This is a genomic window from Erysipelatoclostridium sp. An15, assembly GCF_002160675.1.
In the GTDB taxonomy this organism is placed as follows: domain Bacteria; phylum Bacillota_I; class Bacilli_A; order Erysipelotrichales; family Coprobacillaceae; genus Thomasclavelia; species Thomasclavelia merdavium.
Genome location: NZ_NFLA01000060.1, coordinates 1 through 13,607 on the forward strand (window position 1 = coordinate 1; position 13,607 = coordinate 13,607).

The 13,607-nt window shown below is 29.7% G+C and carries 17 protein-coding genes, 1 tRNA gene, 1 pseudogene and 1 other annotated feature; of the genes and pseudogenes, 15 read left to right on the forward strand and 4 right to left on the reverse strand.

What is annotated here, in order from left to right; genetic code table 11:
* Positions 1 to 246: 246 nt before the first annotated feature.
* The 13 genes from B5E92_RS13415 (at position 247) to B5E92_RS13475 (ending at position 9,717) form a co-directional block, all read left to right on the forward strand.
* Positions 247 to 972 carry a pseudouridine synthase gene (locus B5E92_RS13415; protein WP_087303046.1) on the forward strand — a complete coding sequence of 242 codons (726 nt, stop codon included), beginning with the start codon at positions 247 to 249 and terminating at the stop codon, positions 970 to 972.
* A 61-nt stretch (positions 973 to 1,033) separates the two neighbouring features.
* The gene (locus B5E92_RS13420) at positions 1,034 to 1,273 is read left to right on the forward strand and encodes a hypothetical protein (RefSeq protein WP_087303048.1); all 240 of its coding nucleotides are present in this window, start codon (positions 1,034 to 1,036) and stop codon (positions 1,271 to 1,273) included.
* 272 nt (positions 1,274 to 1,545) lie between these two features.
* On the forward strand, positions 1,546 to 2,073 hold the full coding sequence (locus B5E92_RS13425; protein WP_087303050.1) for a GNAT family N-acetyltransferase: 528 nt from the start codon (positions 1,546 to 1,548) through the stop codon (positions 2,071 to 2,073).
* Complete coding sequence (gene thrS, locus B5E92_RS13430; RefSeq protein ID WP_087303052.1) at positions 2,066 to 3,817, forward strand: threonine--tRNA ligase; 1,752 nt, start codon at positions 2,066 to 2,068, stop codon at positions 3,815 to 3,817. Before B5E92_RS13425 ends, thrS begins: the two co-directional genes overlap by 8 nt.
* A gap of 66 nt (positions 3,818 to 3,883) precedes the next feature.
* Positions 3,884 to 4,768: an ROK family protein gene (locus B5E92_RS13435; RefSeq protein WP_087303054.1), complete on the forward strand. Its 885-nt coding sequence runs from the start codon at positions 3,884 to 3,886 to the stop codon at positions 4,766 to 4,768.
* A 59-nt stretch (positions 4,769 to 4,827) separates the two neighbouring features.
* A complete protein-coding gene (locus B5E92_RS13440) occupies positions 4,828 to 5,502 on the forward strand; it encodes a hydrolase (protein WP_087303056.1) in 675 nt (224 codons plus the stop codon).
* An 81-nt stretch (positions 5,503 to 5,583) separates the two neighbouring features.
* Positions 5,584 to 6,462 (forward strand): thymidylate synthase, encoded by an 879-nt coding sequence (locus B5E92_RS13445; protein WP_087303058.1) that lies wholly within the window; start codon positions 5,584 to 5,586, stop codon positions 6,460 to 6,462.
* Positions 6,462 to 6,932: a dihydrofolate reductase gene (locus tag B5E92_RS13450; protein WP_087303060.1), complete on the forward strand. Its 471-nt coding sequence runs from the start codon at positions 6,462 to 6,464 to the stop codon at positions 6,930 to 6,932. The genes B5E92_RS13445 and B5E92_RS13450 overlap by 1 nt, the downstream gene beginning before the upstream one ends.
* A 2-nt stretch (positions 6,933 to 6,934) precedes the next feature.
* Complete coding sequence (locus B5E92_RS13455; protein WP_087303062.1) at positions 6,935 to 7,651, forward strand: 1-acyl-sn-glycerol-3-phosphate acyltransferase; 717 nt, start codon at positions 6,935 to 6,937, stop codon at positions 7,649 to 7,651.
* Between the two features lie 85 nt (positions 7,652 to 7,736).
* Positions 7,737 to 8,012 carry an autorepressor SdpR family transcription factor gene (locus B5E92_RS13460; protein WP_087303064.1) on the forward strand — a complete coding sequence of 92 codons (276 nt, stop codon included), beginning with the start codon at positions 7,737 to 7,739 and terminating at the stop codon, positions 8,010 to 8,012.
* Positions 8,002 to 8,628, forward strand: coding sequence for an SdpI family protein (locus B5E92_RS13465; protein WP_087303066.1), 627 nt, complete (start codon positions 8,002 to 8,004; stop codon positions 8,626 to 8,628). The genes B5E92_RS13460 and B5E92_RS13465 overlap by 11 nt, the downstream gene beginning before the upstream one ends.
* 70 nt (positions 8,629 to 8,698) lie before the next feature.
* Positions 8,699 to 9,022, forward strand: coding sequence for a hypothetical protein (locus tag B5E92_RS13470; protein WP_087303068.1), 324 nt, complete (start codon positions 8,699 to 8,701; stop codon positions 9,020 to 9,022).
* 41 nt (positions 9,023 to 9,063) lie between these two features.
* Positions 9,064 to 9,717 (forward strand): alpha/beta fold hydrolase, encoded by a 654-nt coding sequence (locus tag B5E92_RS13475; protein WP_087303070.1) that lies wholly within the window; start codon positions 9,064 to 9,066, stop codon positions 9,715 to 9,717.
* A 7-nt stretch (positions 9,718 to 9,724) separates the two neighbouring features.
* Here the strand turns inward: B5E92_RS13475 and B5E92_RS13480 are convergent, their stop codons facing one another.
* From B5E92_RS13480 to B5E92_RS13490, 3 genes are all read right to left on the reverse strand, one after another.
* The gene (locus B5E92_RS13480; protein WP_087303072.1) at positions 9,725 to 10,180 is read right to left on the reverse strand and encodes an HD domain-containing protein; all 456 of its coding nucleotides are present in this window, start codon (positions 10,178 to 10,180) and stop codon (positions 9,725 to 9,727) included.
* Positions 10,177 to 11,499 carry an RsmF rRNA methyltransferase first C-terminal domain-containing protein gene (locus B5E92_RS13485; protein WP_087303074.1) on the reverse strand — a complete coding sequence of 441 codons (1,323 nt, stop codon included), beginning with the start codon at positions 11,497 to 11,499 and terminating at the stop codon, positions 10,177 to 10,179. Before B5E92_RS13485 ends, B5E92_RS13480 begins: the two co-directional genes overlap by 4 nt.
* A 65-nt stretch (positions 11,500 to 11,564) precedes the next feature.
* Positions 11,565 to 11,774: a hypothetical protein gene (locus tag B5E92_RS13490; RefSeq protein WP_087303076.1), complete on the reverse strand. Its 210-nt coding sequence runs from the start codon at positions 11,772 to 11,774 to the stop codon at positions 11,565 to 11,567.
* Positions 11,775 to 12,078: 304 nt separating this feature from the next.
* Here B5E92_RS13490 and B5E92_RS13495 point away from each other — a divergent pair.
* Positions 12,079 to 12,165, forward strand: a tRNA-Leu gene (locus B5E92_RS13495).
* 83 nt (positions 12,166 to 12,248) lie between these two features.
* Here the strand turns inward: B5E92_RS13495 and B5E92_RS13500 are convergent.
* Complete coding sequence (locus B5E92_RS13500) at positions 12,249 to 12,662, reverse strand: helix-turn-helix domain-containing protein (protein ID WP_087303078.1); 414 nt, start codon at positions 12,660 to 12,662, stop codon at positions 12,249 to 12,251.
* 158 nt (positions 12,663 to 12,820) lie between these two features.
* Positions 12,821 to 13,069 (forward strand) — a binding site (T-box leader).
* Positions 13,070 to 13,125: 56 nt separating this feature from the next.
* Between B5E92_RS13500 and B5E92_RS13505 the strand changes: the two are divergent.
* A pseudogene (locus tag B5E92_RS13505) lies at positions 13,126 to 13,607 on the forward strand (3-deoxy-7-phosphoheptulonate synthase); the annotation flags it as partial.

Sequence of the window (13,607 nt, forward strand, 5' to 3'; positions counted from 1 at the left end):
ATAATTTAAATATAATAGTTAAAATAATTTGACTATCATAATTAATTTATAAAAATCTTCTTCAAAAATAACTAATTTAATTTGAAAATAATTAGCTAATATAATTCGCTAATCAACATTATAATTATGGTAATATTAGAATTTATTGATTTTAATAAAAATATATGGAAGTATAAAACTACGATTAAATTTTGTTGCTTTTGGCAAACTTTTCAGTATAATGATAAAAAAGTAGGTGAGATAAATATGGAAAGATTACAAAAAGCAATTGCAGCAAGCGGCTATACATCAAGAAGAAAAGCTGAAGATTTAATTATTCAAGGTAAGGTTGCCGTAAATGGAGAAATTGTTACTGAATTAGGGACTAAAGTAAAAAAAGGTGATTTTATTACGGTAGATGGAAAACCAATTGTTACAGAAAATAAAGTCTATTATTTATTTTATAAACCTAAAGGATGCGTTTGTACTTTAGATGATGAATTTGACCGTCCTAAAGTAACTGACTATTTTACAGATGTTAAAGAAAGAATTTATCCAGTTGGTCGTTTAGATTATGATACAACAGGTTTATTAATTATGTCTAATGACGGTGAATTTGCAAATATGATCATGCATCCACGTTATCATTTAGAAAAGATTTACGAAGTTTCCATTAATGGATTGATAAACGGTGCTACTTTACACAAACTTGAAAAAGGAATTTATCTAGAAGGTGTAAAGACATTACCTTGTAAAATTAAAGTTATCAACAAAGATACTGAACATAAAACAACAGTACTGCAAATTAAACTTTATGAAGGGAAAAATCGACAAGTTAAAAAAATGTTTGAAAGTGTTGGGCATCCTGTAAAAAGATTGCATCGATTAAGTGTAGGATGTGTAAATTTAAAAGGATTGACACCAGGAACATATCGAATTTTAAAACTGCAAGAAGTAAAAGATTTGAAAAAATTAGTTAATGGTAAAAAATAGAATTAAAATATGACAAATATTTTAAATTGATTAGTGCATACTATTTTTTGGGTGATGAAAAATGAGAATACAAATAGTTGAACCGCAAAATAAGATTGAATGTGGAATCTGCAAAGCAGAAGGTGACTGGATTAAAAGAATTAATATTCGGGGGATTCAGGCTTTATACTGTATAAAATGTGACACGGTTACAATGTTTACTAAAATGCCTTCAAAATATGTATATAAGGCATTAAAAAAAGAAACAGATAATATTAAAATGGCATATTATCTTCATCAAGCGGAAGATAAAGATAAATAATTTATTGACTTTAAAATAATAAATATGTAGAATTGTATTTGAAATTAGATGCGATAATTTAGGACATGTCTAAGTAATTCTTTGATTTAGAGAAAAGGCGGCTGGTGAAAGCCTTGATAAGAATATTTAGGTACTCCCTAATATGCAACACTCGAAAGAGAATGTCGGTAGTGCGTTATAGCTTAGAGGTTATTTTTAATAACGAAAAAAGGTGGTACCACGATACTCTCGTCCTTTGGATGAGGGTATTTTTTATTAAAGGAGAATTTTAGATGGCTAAATTAGTATATCCTGATTATCAACATGAAACGATGATGAAAGATTATCTTCAAGAAACATATGCCTTTGGTGAAAAATATGTTAATGGTGATGGTGGATGCCAATTTTATCAAGATTACCATAAATGGATTAAAAGAGAAAAGCAAAATCATTTAGGGATAAATCTTGAACCTGGTTTTGTACCAGCAACAACATATTTTTATCTTGAAAATGATCAAATTGTCGGAACCATTAATTTACGTCATTGTCTAAATAATTGTTTAATTAATCATGGCGGTCATATTGGTTATAGTATTTTGCCTAGTATGCGTAAAAAAGGCTATGCAACAGCGATGTTAAAAGAAGTAATTGAAATTTGTAAACGATGGGAAATTTATCCGGTTTTACTTACATGTAACCAGGAAAATATTGCTTCTAGAAAAACAATTGAAAAATGTGGCGGTAAATTAGAAAATAAATATTATGATGAAAAAACAAAAGAAACTGTTTTACGTTTCTGGATAGGAGAGAAAAATGATTAATTTTAAAGAAGATGAACAATTAAGCGTGTTAAATCATTCTTGTGCTCATGTTATGGCACAGGCTGTTAAGCATTTATATCCTCAAGCTAAATTTTGGGTTGGACCAGTAGTTAGCGAAGGATTTTATTATGATATCGATTTAGGTGAAGATGTAATAAAAGATGAAGACATTCCTAAAATCGAAAAAGAAATGAAAAAAATCTGTAAAGATGGAAAAAGAATTGTTCGTGAAGAATTGAGTAAAGAACAAGCTTTAGAAATGTTTAAAGACGATGAATACAAGATTGATCTAATTAACAATTTTGAAGAAGGAACAAACATTAGCTGTTATCGTCAAGGTGACTTTGTAGATTTATGTCGTGGTCCTCATGTTGAAACTGTTAAAGCATGTAAAAATTTTAAATTGATCAAACATTCTGGTGCTTACTGGAAAGGTGATAAAAACAATAAAGTACTACAAAGAATTTATGGAGTATGTTTCCTTACACCAGAAGCATTAAAAGAACATTTAGATTTATTAGAAGATGCTAAAAACCGTGACCATCGTAAAATCGGAAAAGATTTAAGCTTATTTATGAACCATCGTTTAGTTGGTTCTGGGATGCCAATGTGGTTACCTAAAGGGGCATTTATTAGAAGACAATTAGAAAATTATATTTATGAAAAAGAACGGGCATTAGGATATGATCATGTTTATAGCCCATGTGTCGGAACTGTTGATTTATATAAAACTTCAGGACATTGGGATCATTATAAGGATGATATGTTCCCAGTAATGAAAGTTGATGAAGAAGAGTTTGTTTTACGTCCGATGAACTGTCCACATCACATGTTAATTTACAAAAATTCATTACATTCATATCGTGATTTACCAATTCGTATTGGTGAATTTGCTACTGATTTTAGATATGAAGCTAGTGGTGCTGTTAAAGGACTTGAACGTGTTCGTTGTATGTGTCAAAATGATGCTCATTTATTTGTAACACCTGAACAAATTGGTGAAGAATTTAAACGAGTAGTTAATTTGATTTTAGATGTATATAAAGATTTTGGTATTAAAGATTATAAATTCAGATTATCTTTACGTGATAAAGATGATAAAGAAAAATATTTTGATGATGACCAAATGTGGGATGAAGCAGAAGCTAAATTACGTGAAGTATTAACAGAACTTAATTTAGATTATTTTGAAGCTAAAGGTGAAGCTGCTTTCTATGGTCCTAAATTAGATGTTGAAGTTAAACCAGCAGTAGGACCAGAAGTTACATTATCTACATGTCAATTAGATTTCTTATTACCAAGAAGATTTGAATTAACTTATGTTGATAATAATGGTATTAAACAAACACCAGTTGTTTTACACCGTGCTATTTTTGGAACATTTGATCGCTTTACTGCATTTTTAATTGAAGAAACAAAAGGGGTATTCCCATTATGGTTGTCTCCAGTGCAAGTCAAAGTATTACCAGTTAATAATGAATATCATTTAGAATATGCTAAAGAAGTAGAATCATTATTAAAACAACAAGGATTTAGAGTAGAATTAGATGCTCGTGAAGAAAAATTAGGATATCGAATTCGTGAAGGACAAATGGAAAAAGTACCTTACTTGTTAGTTTTAGGAAATAATGAACGTGATGAAAAAACTGTTACATACCGTGAACATGGTCAACAAAAACAAACAACTGTACCTTTCGATGAATTCACTAAAATGATGAAAGAAAAAATCGAAAATCGCCAATAAAACATCTGACTTACAGATGTTTTATTCAATATGATGATATAATAAATAAAAAAAGGAGTGTAAAAAATGTCGTTATATTTAGCAATGGATGTTGGTGGAACATCAATAAAATACGGGGTAATTGATGATGAAGGTAACGTAAGTAATCAAGGGAAAATTGTTACTCCTGATAGTTTAGATAAAATGTACGTGGAAATGGAAAAAATTTATCATGACTTAAATCAAGAAGTAGAAGGATTAGCTTTAAGTATGCCAGGTGCTGTTGATAGTGAAGTAGGTGTTATTAAAGGTTCTAGTGCTTTAGATTATATTCATGGTCCAAATATTAAAGAGGATTTACAAGCACGTTTAAATTTAAAAGTAACGCTTGAAAACGATGCTAACTGTGCAGCTTTAGCTGAAGTTTGGAAAGGTGCAGCTAGCGATGTTGATGATTGTATGTTTATCGTAAGTGGAACTGGAATCGGTGGTGCTGTCGTTAAGAATCGTTTAATTCATCGTGGTAAACATCTTCATGGTGGAGAATTTGGTTACATGGTAGCTTTAAACGATATTGAAAATGATGAGTATATTTCCTGGTCAGAAGCTGGATCAACTGTAGCTGTTGTAAAAGCAGTAGCTAAAGAATTAGGGGTTGAACCTGAGACTTTAGATGGTAAAGAAATTTTTGATCATGCTAGTGAAAATCCAGTTTACCAAAAATATGTGAATCAGTACTTTAGTGTATTAGCTATGGGAATTTATAATCTTCAATATGTTTATGATCCAGAAAAAATTGTTATTGGTGGTGCTATTAGTGCTCGTGATGATTTACTTGAACAATTAGAAAAACATTTAGATAAAATTTATACTAAAATCCCTCATGCTAAAATTCGCCCTCAAGTAGTTAAATGTAAATTCGCTAATCAAGCCAATTTAATTGGTGCAGTTTACAATTTTATTAACAGTTAGACATTAAAAATTCATAAAGATATAGTATAATTATAAAAAATAAGTAGGGGAGATTTGAGATGAAAAAAGTAGCACCTAAAATAAATACGCAACTACGTAGCCATACTATATTAGTACCTGAATGTATTCGGGAAGCAACAGGAATTGTTATTAATGGAAAAAGAATTAAGTCATTATTATTTTCAACCGATGTTGCAGTAATTTCTAACTGTAATGCTGATGCTGTAATAGCAGTATACCCTTTTACACCAACTATGCAAATTACAAATTCAATTATTGACGTTGCTCAAAGACCAGTATTTGCAGGTGTTGGTGGTGGAACTACAGCAGGACCACGTGTAAGAGAGATTGCTTTAGATGCTGAATTACATGGGGCAACTGCAGTTGTATTAAATGCACCAACTAAAACAGAATTTATTCAGCAATTATCTGACTATGTAGATATTCCGGTCGTATTATCAATTGTTTCTTTGGATGAAAATCTAGAAGAACGGATGTTGTATACCGGTGCTAAAATTGTTAATGTATCAGGCGGGAAGAATACAGCTGCTATAGTTAAAGAATTACGAAAAATATCACCGGATTTTCCAATTATTGCTACTGGTGGACCTACTGTTGAAACAATTAAAGAGGTAATTGAAGCTGGTGCTAATGCTGTTACATATACACCACCTTCAAACGGGGATATTTTTAAAGAGATGATGGAAGAATACCGTCAACGCTGTCATAAATAATGGTAGATTTTAAATCTACCATTATTATTTATATTGTTGAAACAATTAATTTATTGTAAAATAGTCGATGAGGTGTAAGAAATGAAACAATATTTAGAAATGTGTAAATATGTATTAGAACATGGTGAAGATCGTCAAGATCGTACTGGAACTGGAACACGGAGTGTTTTTGGTTATCAAACTAGATATGATTTAAGAGAAGGTTTTCCTTTAATGACAACTAAGAAAATGTTTTTACGGCCAATTGCTGAAGAACTATTATGGTTTATTAAAGGTGATACAAATATTAAATATTTAGTTGATCGTAATGTAAAAATATGGAATGAGTGGCCATATGAAGCTTTTAAAAAATCATCTGATTACCATGGTGAAACAATCGAAGAGTTTGTTGAAAAAATTAAAACAGATGATGAATTTGCTTTAAAACATGGTGATTTAGGGCCGGTTTATGGAGCTCAATGGCGTGATTTTAATTATGAGGGTGTTGATCAATTAGCTAAGCTGGTTGATAGTTTAAAAAACAATCCTTTTTCAAGACGTCATATTATTTGTGCTTGGAATCCTGCTCAGGTAGATAACATGGCTTTACCACCATGTCATGCTTTTTTACAATTTTATGTTAGTGCTGATAAAAAATATTTATCTTGTCAATTATATCAAAGAAGTGCTGATATATTTTTAGGGGTACCTTTTAATATTGCATCATATGCATTGATGACAGAAATGCTGGCACGAACTTGTGGTTATGAGGCTAAAGAATTTATTCATACAATTGGTGATGCTCATATTTATAGAAATCATTTTGATGTTGTCAAAGAACAGATTTCACGTAAACCGTTACCTATGTGTAAACTTATTTTAAACCCTGAAGTAAAATCAATTTTTGATTATAAAATTGAAGATATCAAAATTGAAGGATATCAAAGTTATGGAAGATTAGTAGGAAAGGTAAGTGTATAATGATTAATATTATTGTTGCAACAGATGAAGATCTTTTAATTGGTAAAAAGGATTCTAAAAATGGGATGCCATGGAATGTACCTGAGGATTTGAAACATTTTAAGGCAACTACAATAAATAAGACTATTTTAATGGGATTAACAACATATCAAGCTATTGGTAGACCATTACCTAATCGTAAAACTATCGTTGTAAGTTTAGAGCCGTTTGAAGATGATCGAGTTGAAGTTAGAGATTCGTTAGAAGAAGTTATCAAGGAGTATCAAACAAGCGGTGAAGATTTATATATTTCTGGTGGTGCTTCTATTTATCGTCAATGTTTGCCAATCGCTGATCAGTTAATGATTTCTAGGATCCCAGGGAAACATGAAGGGGAAACTTATTTTCCTGATTTTAAAGAATATGGTTATCAATTAGTGGAAACTAAGCCATTTGAAACTTTTACTTTAGAAATATATAGAAGGGGATAGAAATGAAAAGAATTGCATTGATTGTTATCAGAGTAATTTGGTATTTGCCATACTGGTGGGGTTATAAAGTAAATAAGTTTAAAAATACTAAAAAATACTCATTAGAAGAAAGATATGCTTTTGTTTATAGCGTTGTTCCAAAAATTATAAAAAAAGGTCGTATTGAGTTGAAATGCTATGGATTAGAAAATTTACCGGAAAAATCTGGTTATTTTGTAGCACCTAATCATCAGGGATTATTTGATCCAGTAGCTATTTTTAGTACTCATGAACGTCCTATTCGGGCAATCGTAAAAAAAGAATTAACATCAGTTATTTTGGTAAAAGACGTTTTAAAAATGCTGGAATTTGTTCCAATGGATCGTAGTAACGTTCGTGGCAGTGCTAAGATTATTAAATATGTAGCAAACGAGGTTGCTAATGGACAAAATTTCTTTGTTTTCCCTGAAGGAACTCGAAGTAAAAAAGGTAATCAGATATTAGACTTTAAAGGTGGTACCTTTAAAATTGCCACTAAAGCTAAAGCACCAATCGTACCAGTAGCAATAATTGATAGTTATAAAGTATTTGATCGTAATACAATCAAGAAAACAACGGCACAGATTCATTATTTAAAACCAATATACTATGATGAATATAAAGATTTGCATACTAATGATATTGCTAAACTGGTTCATGATCGAGTTGAAGAATGTATAAAGGAATATGATAAAAATTAAGTATAACTGGTAAAAAACTAGTTATACTTTTTAATTTTTGTTATAATCTATTTAGACATCTATCTAAATATCAAGGAGGGTATTAATGGGATTTGCAGAAACTTTTAAAGCATTAAGTGATCCGGTTCGACGAGAAATTTTATTATTGTTAAAAGATCAAACACTTTCAGCTGGTGAAATTGCTAAACATTTTAAAATGACTCAGGCAACTGTTTCTTATCATTTATCAAAATTAAAACAAGCTGATTTGATTTTTGAAAATAAATATAAAAATTATATTTATTATGAGCTAAATACATCAGTATTAGAAGAAGTGATATTGTGGTTAAGTCAATTTGGAGGCGACAATAATGAAAAATAAACAAATTTTAATAACTAGTGGAGCATGCTTAATACCATCGGTATTTGGTGTACTAATCTATAATCAATTACCAGCAAAATTGCCAATTCATTGGAATTTTTCTGGGCAAATCGACAGTTATGGAAATAAAGCTATTGTAGTATTTGGATTGCCAGTATTAATGTGTTTAATTCAAGCTTTTATGATGTTTATGTTACTAAACGATCCTAAAGGTCGTAGTCACTCTAATAAAATGATTAAAGTTGTTAGCTGGATTATTCCGGGATTGACCATTATAATAGAAGCAATTACATTTGCTGTAGCTTTTGGGTATCATATTTCAATAAATTTTGTTATACCATTATTAATAGGAATAATATTTATTATATTAGGCAATTATTTACCAAAATGCCGCCAAAATTATATGATTGGTTATCGTTTGCCATGGACTTTAAATAATCGTGAAAACTGGAACCGAACTAATCGACTAGCTGGTTATATCATGGTAATAGGTGGTTTAATAATAATTGTTGCTAGTTTCTTTAACGTTGCGTTTTATGCCTTGTTAGTTGTCGTATTGGTTTTAGTAGTTGTTCCATTTATATATTCGTTTTTAATTTATCGTAGTGGATTATAAAGGATTTTTATTGTTTTAAATTATTAGATAATATGATATATTTATACTAAAGTGTTAGGAGGGTATAAAAATGGCATTAAAAGATGCATATAAGTATATTAATACAAATTTAAATTTATCATTTGAGTTAAGTGAAGATATTGAAGATGGATTAGTATTTGGATGTCAGGACTTAATCGAAGATATGGAAAAAGATATTGAAAAATATGGTAAGGATCAAATGGTTCGTTTATATCCTGATACATTAGGAATAACTTTAGTTTTTGATAGTTATGAAATTATTGATGAAAATACTAAAACAACTGATTATAAACCATATATTGATTTAACTTTAGGACAAGCATTAAATGTTTATAAATTACAAGATGGTGAATCTATTAATATTGAAAATTAAGAGGCTAGTATAACTAGCTCTTTTTATTATGGTGGTTAAAGATGTATATAGATGTAAATAATACTAAATTATATTATGAAATTATTGGTAAAGGTGATCCATTAATTCTTCTTCATGGTAACGGTGAAGATCATCATATTTTTGATAGTGCAGTTACCATTTTAAAAGACTATTTTACTTGTTATTGTATTGATAGTCGTGGACATGGTCAAAGTATGCCAATAGAAAAATATGATTATCAAGATATGGCTAATGATTTAATTGCTTTTATAACGCAATTAAATTTACATAAGGTTACTCTTTATGGTTTTAGTGATGGTGGAATTATTGGGTTATTAATTGCTAGTCAAACAAATTTATTAAGCAGATTAATTATAAGTGGTGCTAATTGTAATCCTCATGGGTTAAAAATAAAGACATATTTAGAGATGAAATTAAGTTATATTTTAAAACATGACCCTAAAATAGAATTGATGTTGAATCAACCAGCAATAACTAATGAACAGTTGAATAAGATAACTATTCCTGTATTGGTGTTAGCTGGCAGCAAAGATGTGATCAAAAAGAAGCATACTTTAAATCTTGCAAGGGAGATTGCTAATAGTGAATTAAAAATTTTAACTGATGAAACCCATGGTAGTTATATAATAAATAGTACTAAGATAGCTAAAATAATACTTGAATATATAAAATAGGGGACAATTATTTGTCCCCTAAAAGTCGATTGATTCGAGCTTGTTTTTCATTGCTTAAAATGGCCTGGCTATCACTAAGATATAAAACTAATGTATCAGCATCTTTAATTAACTCACTGTATGAATCATCAATTCTTTCTTTATGTGAATGATTTCTAATTGCAGTTACGATAGTTGAAATTTCTTCGTTAGTAAACAAGCCTTCCTTTTTTAAAATATCATTTGCAATCATAGCGCTTCTATTAGCATGATCAAAGCTGGAATTAAATTTATATGTAGCAATATCATGAAGAATTCCAATAATTGCAGCTACTTCAATGTCTAGATTATTAATTCTAGCTAAATATTGACACATTGTAGTTACACTAAATAAATGATCTAAACCATCTTTTCTTTTATTTTTAGAACAATCAGTAGTTAAAATTTGATAAACTTCATCTTTTATTATTACATAGCGATTCATCTTCGTAGCCCCTTTGGATATAGATTTTTAATTTGATTGTTGCTTTCTTTATAAAAACTAAGTGGATAACCATCAACTAAAATTAAACCATAACCTTTTTGATTAGAACCTTCCAAAGTTTCACCATGAAGATATTTATTAACTTCAATACTATCACTACTATAATTGTAATAACGTTTAACATCATCTTTATTTAAAGATAAAGCTAATGAATGACTTGGTTCAAAACGATTTTTCTTGCATTCTCCTAAATAAAGGCCGTTTCTAAGTATTTTGATGCCTTTTAAATCAGGAAATTGTGGTAAAATTGCATAGATATGATTATTAGAATTATACAAATATTCAGGCATCAAACAGTTTAAATTTTCTAAATAGAATTTATTGATCAATTGTTTCATTTGATTAGTGATATTTGGTTTTAAAGCTTTGATTTTAGCTTGTTTTGTAGCACTTTGCTTTTGCAATAAAGCAATAAATTGTCCTTCGCCTTGATTTAAATGGGGATACATTCTTACAACCTGATCATTTTGATATCCTGGAGCCATTCCTGGTTGTTTTTTTATGTCTAATAATTTCATATTGAGCTCATTTACCATATAATCTACTTGCTGTTCATTTTCTTCAAGAGAATAGGTACAAGTTGAATATATTAAAATACCATTTTCCTTTAGCATCTGATAAGCACTGTTGATTAAATTTCTTTGAATATGGGCACATTCAACTACTTTTTTAGGTGACCATGTTGTAATGGCCTGATCTAGTTTACGAAACATTCCTTCACCAGAACAAGGGGCATCTAAAATTATTTTATCAAAAAAACCCGTAAATTTTGTTTCTAATTTAACAGGATCACAATTAGTAACGATAGTATTACTAAGTCCGAAGCGTTCAATATTTTCTGATAAGATACTTGCTCTTAGAGGGTTGATATCATTAGCGATCATTAAGCCTTGCTGGCTTAATTTACTAGCGACAAAACAAGTTTTACCCCCTGGAGCACCACACATATCTAAGACATAATCATCATGATTAAATTCAAGACAGTTTGCAACTGCCATTGCACTAGGTTCCTGGATGTAATATAAACCACAGTTAAAATATGGATGTTTACCTAAAGGATAATTTTCGTAATCATAATAATAGGCATCTTTAATATAAGGGTGGCTGGTTATGTATTTTTGATTTAAGTGTTCAATTACATTTTTTTTCTTTGGATTTAGATAAAAGCTTTTTACTGGCTTTTTTTCTAAAGCGTCTTTAAAAGCATTATAATCATCTTTTAATAATTCTTTCATTCGTTGTTCAAATAATTCAATCATAGTTTACCTCGTTTATAGCAAAAAAGACAATTGGTTTTCTTAATAACCAATGTCTTATTTGCAAGTTATTTATTTAGTTTGTATGCAATATCTGCTAATCGATTTGCAAGGCGACTTAGCTCTTGAATAGGTGCTTCAAGATATAGATCAACATTAATTTTTTTATAAAAATCTTCGTGTTTTGCGTTTTCTTGAAGACCAACTAAAGTCTCTGTTGTTGCGTCTAATGAATTTGTGATTTCATTAAGTTCGCCAATAATTTTTTCATAGTCCATAATTATTTCTTCCTTTTGCCAATTATTTACCACATGTTAATTTTATACTAAGATACGTTATTTTTTATCATTCGTCAATAGCAGTTAGAAAAATGTTTATTAAATTATTTGTTATTTAGGATAATCAAAAATAATGATTAAAAAAATCATATTTTCATCCTATAAATCATTATCTTAAGAGTATGAAATAAAAATTTTATAGCTATTTATAAAAAATTATAAATAATATTAATTTTTAAAATTCTATTGCTTTTATTAAAAATATTCTATATAATAGTTTCTGTCGATTGACAACAAATACATTGCCCAAGTGATGAAACTGGTAGACGTAGCAGACTCAAAATCTGCCGGTGTAACAGCCGTGCCGGTTCGAGTCCGGCCTTGGGCACCATGGTGATAAAATGCCAATACTATATGTATTGGTTTTTTTTATTTTTCTAATAAAAGTATTAGTATACTTTTATTAGAATGCTATTACTTTTGTAATAATTTTTTTTGATTTTCCTGGTCAGATAATTTTATTTGTTCATTAATCAGTTCAACAATATGCTGTTGTTGACTTGGACCAAGACGATTAAAAATGTTAATTAATTCATGATTGGTAATATAAATTTCTGATTTATCACTTTTAAATGATTCTTCGCCAATTGCAAGTAAAAACCCTGATTTACTAAGCAATTGAATAAAACTAGTATCTAAAGCATGAGCAATTTTTATAATATATTGTAATGAAATATTATAAGCAGCTCCTTGATTACCAGTTTCGATATTACTAATAGTTGAAGCAGATACTCCTGAAATTTTCTCTAACTTAGCTTGTGATAAGCCTTTCTTTAATCGAATACTTCTTAAATATTTTCCAATCAATGTCATATCAATTGTTTCCATAATTCCCTCCTTAAAAAAATTATATCTTAAAATTTCTTTAAAAACCGCCAAAATATTAAAGACCTTTTTGGACTGAATATCTCACCGTGATAATTTTTTTACAAAAAATATTGACATTAAAGATGCAATTATATAGAATATTATCAACAACATCTGATATAAATACTGTGAAAAGAAATAGTAGGTATTCAAAGTAGCGTAGAGAGCTCTTGGCTGGTGAAAAAGAGTCTATTAGTGAATATTGAATTCATCTTGGAGTAGAGGACTGAATTAGTAGTAGGTTTCTCCGGAGACACCCGTTAAAGTGTTAGAGTATGAACCAGGTTTTGGCGTACTTGATGAGGCTGATGGAGTGATCTATCAGTAAATGAAGGTGGTATCACGAAGCATAAGCTCTCGTCCTTTTTAGGAAGAGAGCTTTTATTTATATACAGAGTTGAAAAAAGGAAAAGGGGTATTTAAAATGATTATAGTAATGAAAATGACGGCAACAGAAAATGATGTAGAAAAAGTTTCTAAAATGGTAACTGATAAAGGTTTGAATGTCAGTGTAGTACATGGGACTGGACAATCAATTATTGGTATTATTGGGGACACTACAAGAATCGATCCTAAAGCAATTGAAGTTGATGAAGCAGTAGATCATGTAATGCGAGTTTCTGAACCATATAAATTAGCTAATCGTGCTTTTCATCCTGAAGATACAATTGTCGATGTAGCTGGAGTCAAAGTTGGTGGTGATAATCTGGCCTTGATTGCTGGACCATGTTCTGTTGAAAGTGAAGAACAGGTAATTGAAATAGCTAAATCAATCAAAGCTTCAGGGGCTAATATTTTAAGAGGTGGTGCTTTCAAACCAAGAACTTCACCATATGCATTCCAGGGAATGGGATCATCAGGATTAGATATTTTAGTAGCAGCTAAAAAAGAAACAGGACTGCCAAT

Excerpts from the sequence above, each read along its gene's own strand:
- B5E92_RS13415 (WP_087303046.1), top strand. The coding sequence starts at position 247 with ATGGAAAGATTACAAAAAGCAATTGCAGCAAGCGGCTATACATCAAGA.
- B5E92_RS13420 (WP_087303048.1), top strand. The coding sequence starts at position 1,034 with ATGAGAATACAAATAGTTGAACCGCAAAATAAGATTGAATGTGGAATC.
- B5E92_RS13425 (WP_087303050.1), top strand. The coding sequence starts at position 1,546 with ATGGCTAAATTAGTATATCCTGATTATCAACATGAAACGATGATGAAA.
- thrS (WP_087303052.1), top strand. The coding sequence starts at position 2,066 with ATGATTAATTTTAAAGAAGATGAACAATTAAGCGTGTTAAATCATTCT.
- B5E92_RS13435 (WP_087303054.1), top strand. The coding sequence starts at position 3,884 with ATGTCGTTATATTTAGCAATGGATGTTGGTGGAACATCAATAAAATAC.
- B5E92_RS13440 (WP_087303056.1), top strand. The coding sequence starts at position 4,828 with ATGAAAAAAGTAGCACCTAAAATAAATACGCAACTACGTAGCCATACT.
- B5E92_RS13445 (WP_087303058.1), top strand. The coding sequence starts at position 5,584 with ATGAAACAATATTTAGAAATGTGTAAATATGTATTAGAACATGGTGAA.
- B5E92_RS13450 (WP_087303060.1), top strand. The coding sequence starts at position 6,462 with ATGATTAATATTATTGTTGCAACAGATGAAGATCTTTTAATTGGTAAA.
- B5E92_RS13455 (WP_087303062.1), top strand. The coding sequence starts at position 6,935 with ATGAAAAGAATTGCATTGATTGTTATCAGAGTAATTTGGTATTTGCCA.
- B5E92_RS13460 (WP_087303064.1), top strand. The coding sequence starts at position 7,737 with ATGGGATTTGCAGAAACTTTTAAAGCATTAAGTGATCCGGTTCGACGA.
- B5E92_RS13465 (WP_087303066.1), top strand. The coding sequence starts at position 8,002 with ATGAAAAATAAACAAATTTTAATAACTAGTGGAGCATGCTTAATACCA.
- B5E92_RS13470 (WP_087303068.1), top strand. The coding sequence starts at position 8,699 with ATGGCATTAAAAGATGCATATAAGTATATTAATACAAATTTAAATTTA.
- B5E92_RS13475 (WP_087303070.1), top strand. The coding sequence starts at position 9,064 with ATGTATATAGATGTAAATAATACTAAATTATATTATGAAATTATTGGT.
- B5E92_RS13480 (WP_087303072.1), bottom strand. The coding sequence starts at position 10,180 with ATGAATCGCTATGTAATAATAAAAGATGAAGTTTATCAAATTTTAACT.
- B5E92_RS13485 (WP_087303074.1), bottom strand. The coding sequence starts at position 11,499 with ATGATTGAATTATTTGAACAACGAATGAAAGAATTATTAAAAGATGAT.
- B5E92_RS13490 (WP_087303076.1), bottom strand. The coding sequence starts at position 11,774 with ATGGACTATGAAAAAATTATTGGCGAACTTAATGAAATCACAAATTCA.
- B5E92_RS13500 (WP_087303078.1), bottom strand. The coding sequence starts at position 12,662 with ATGGAAACAATTGATATGACATTGATTGGAAAATATTTAAGAAGTATT.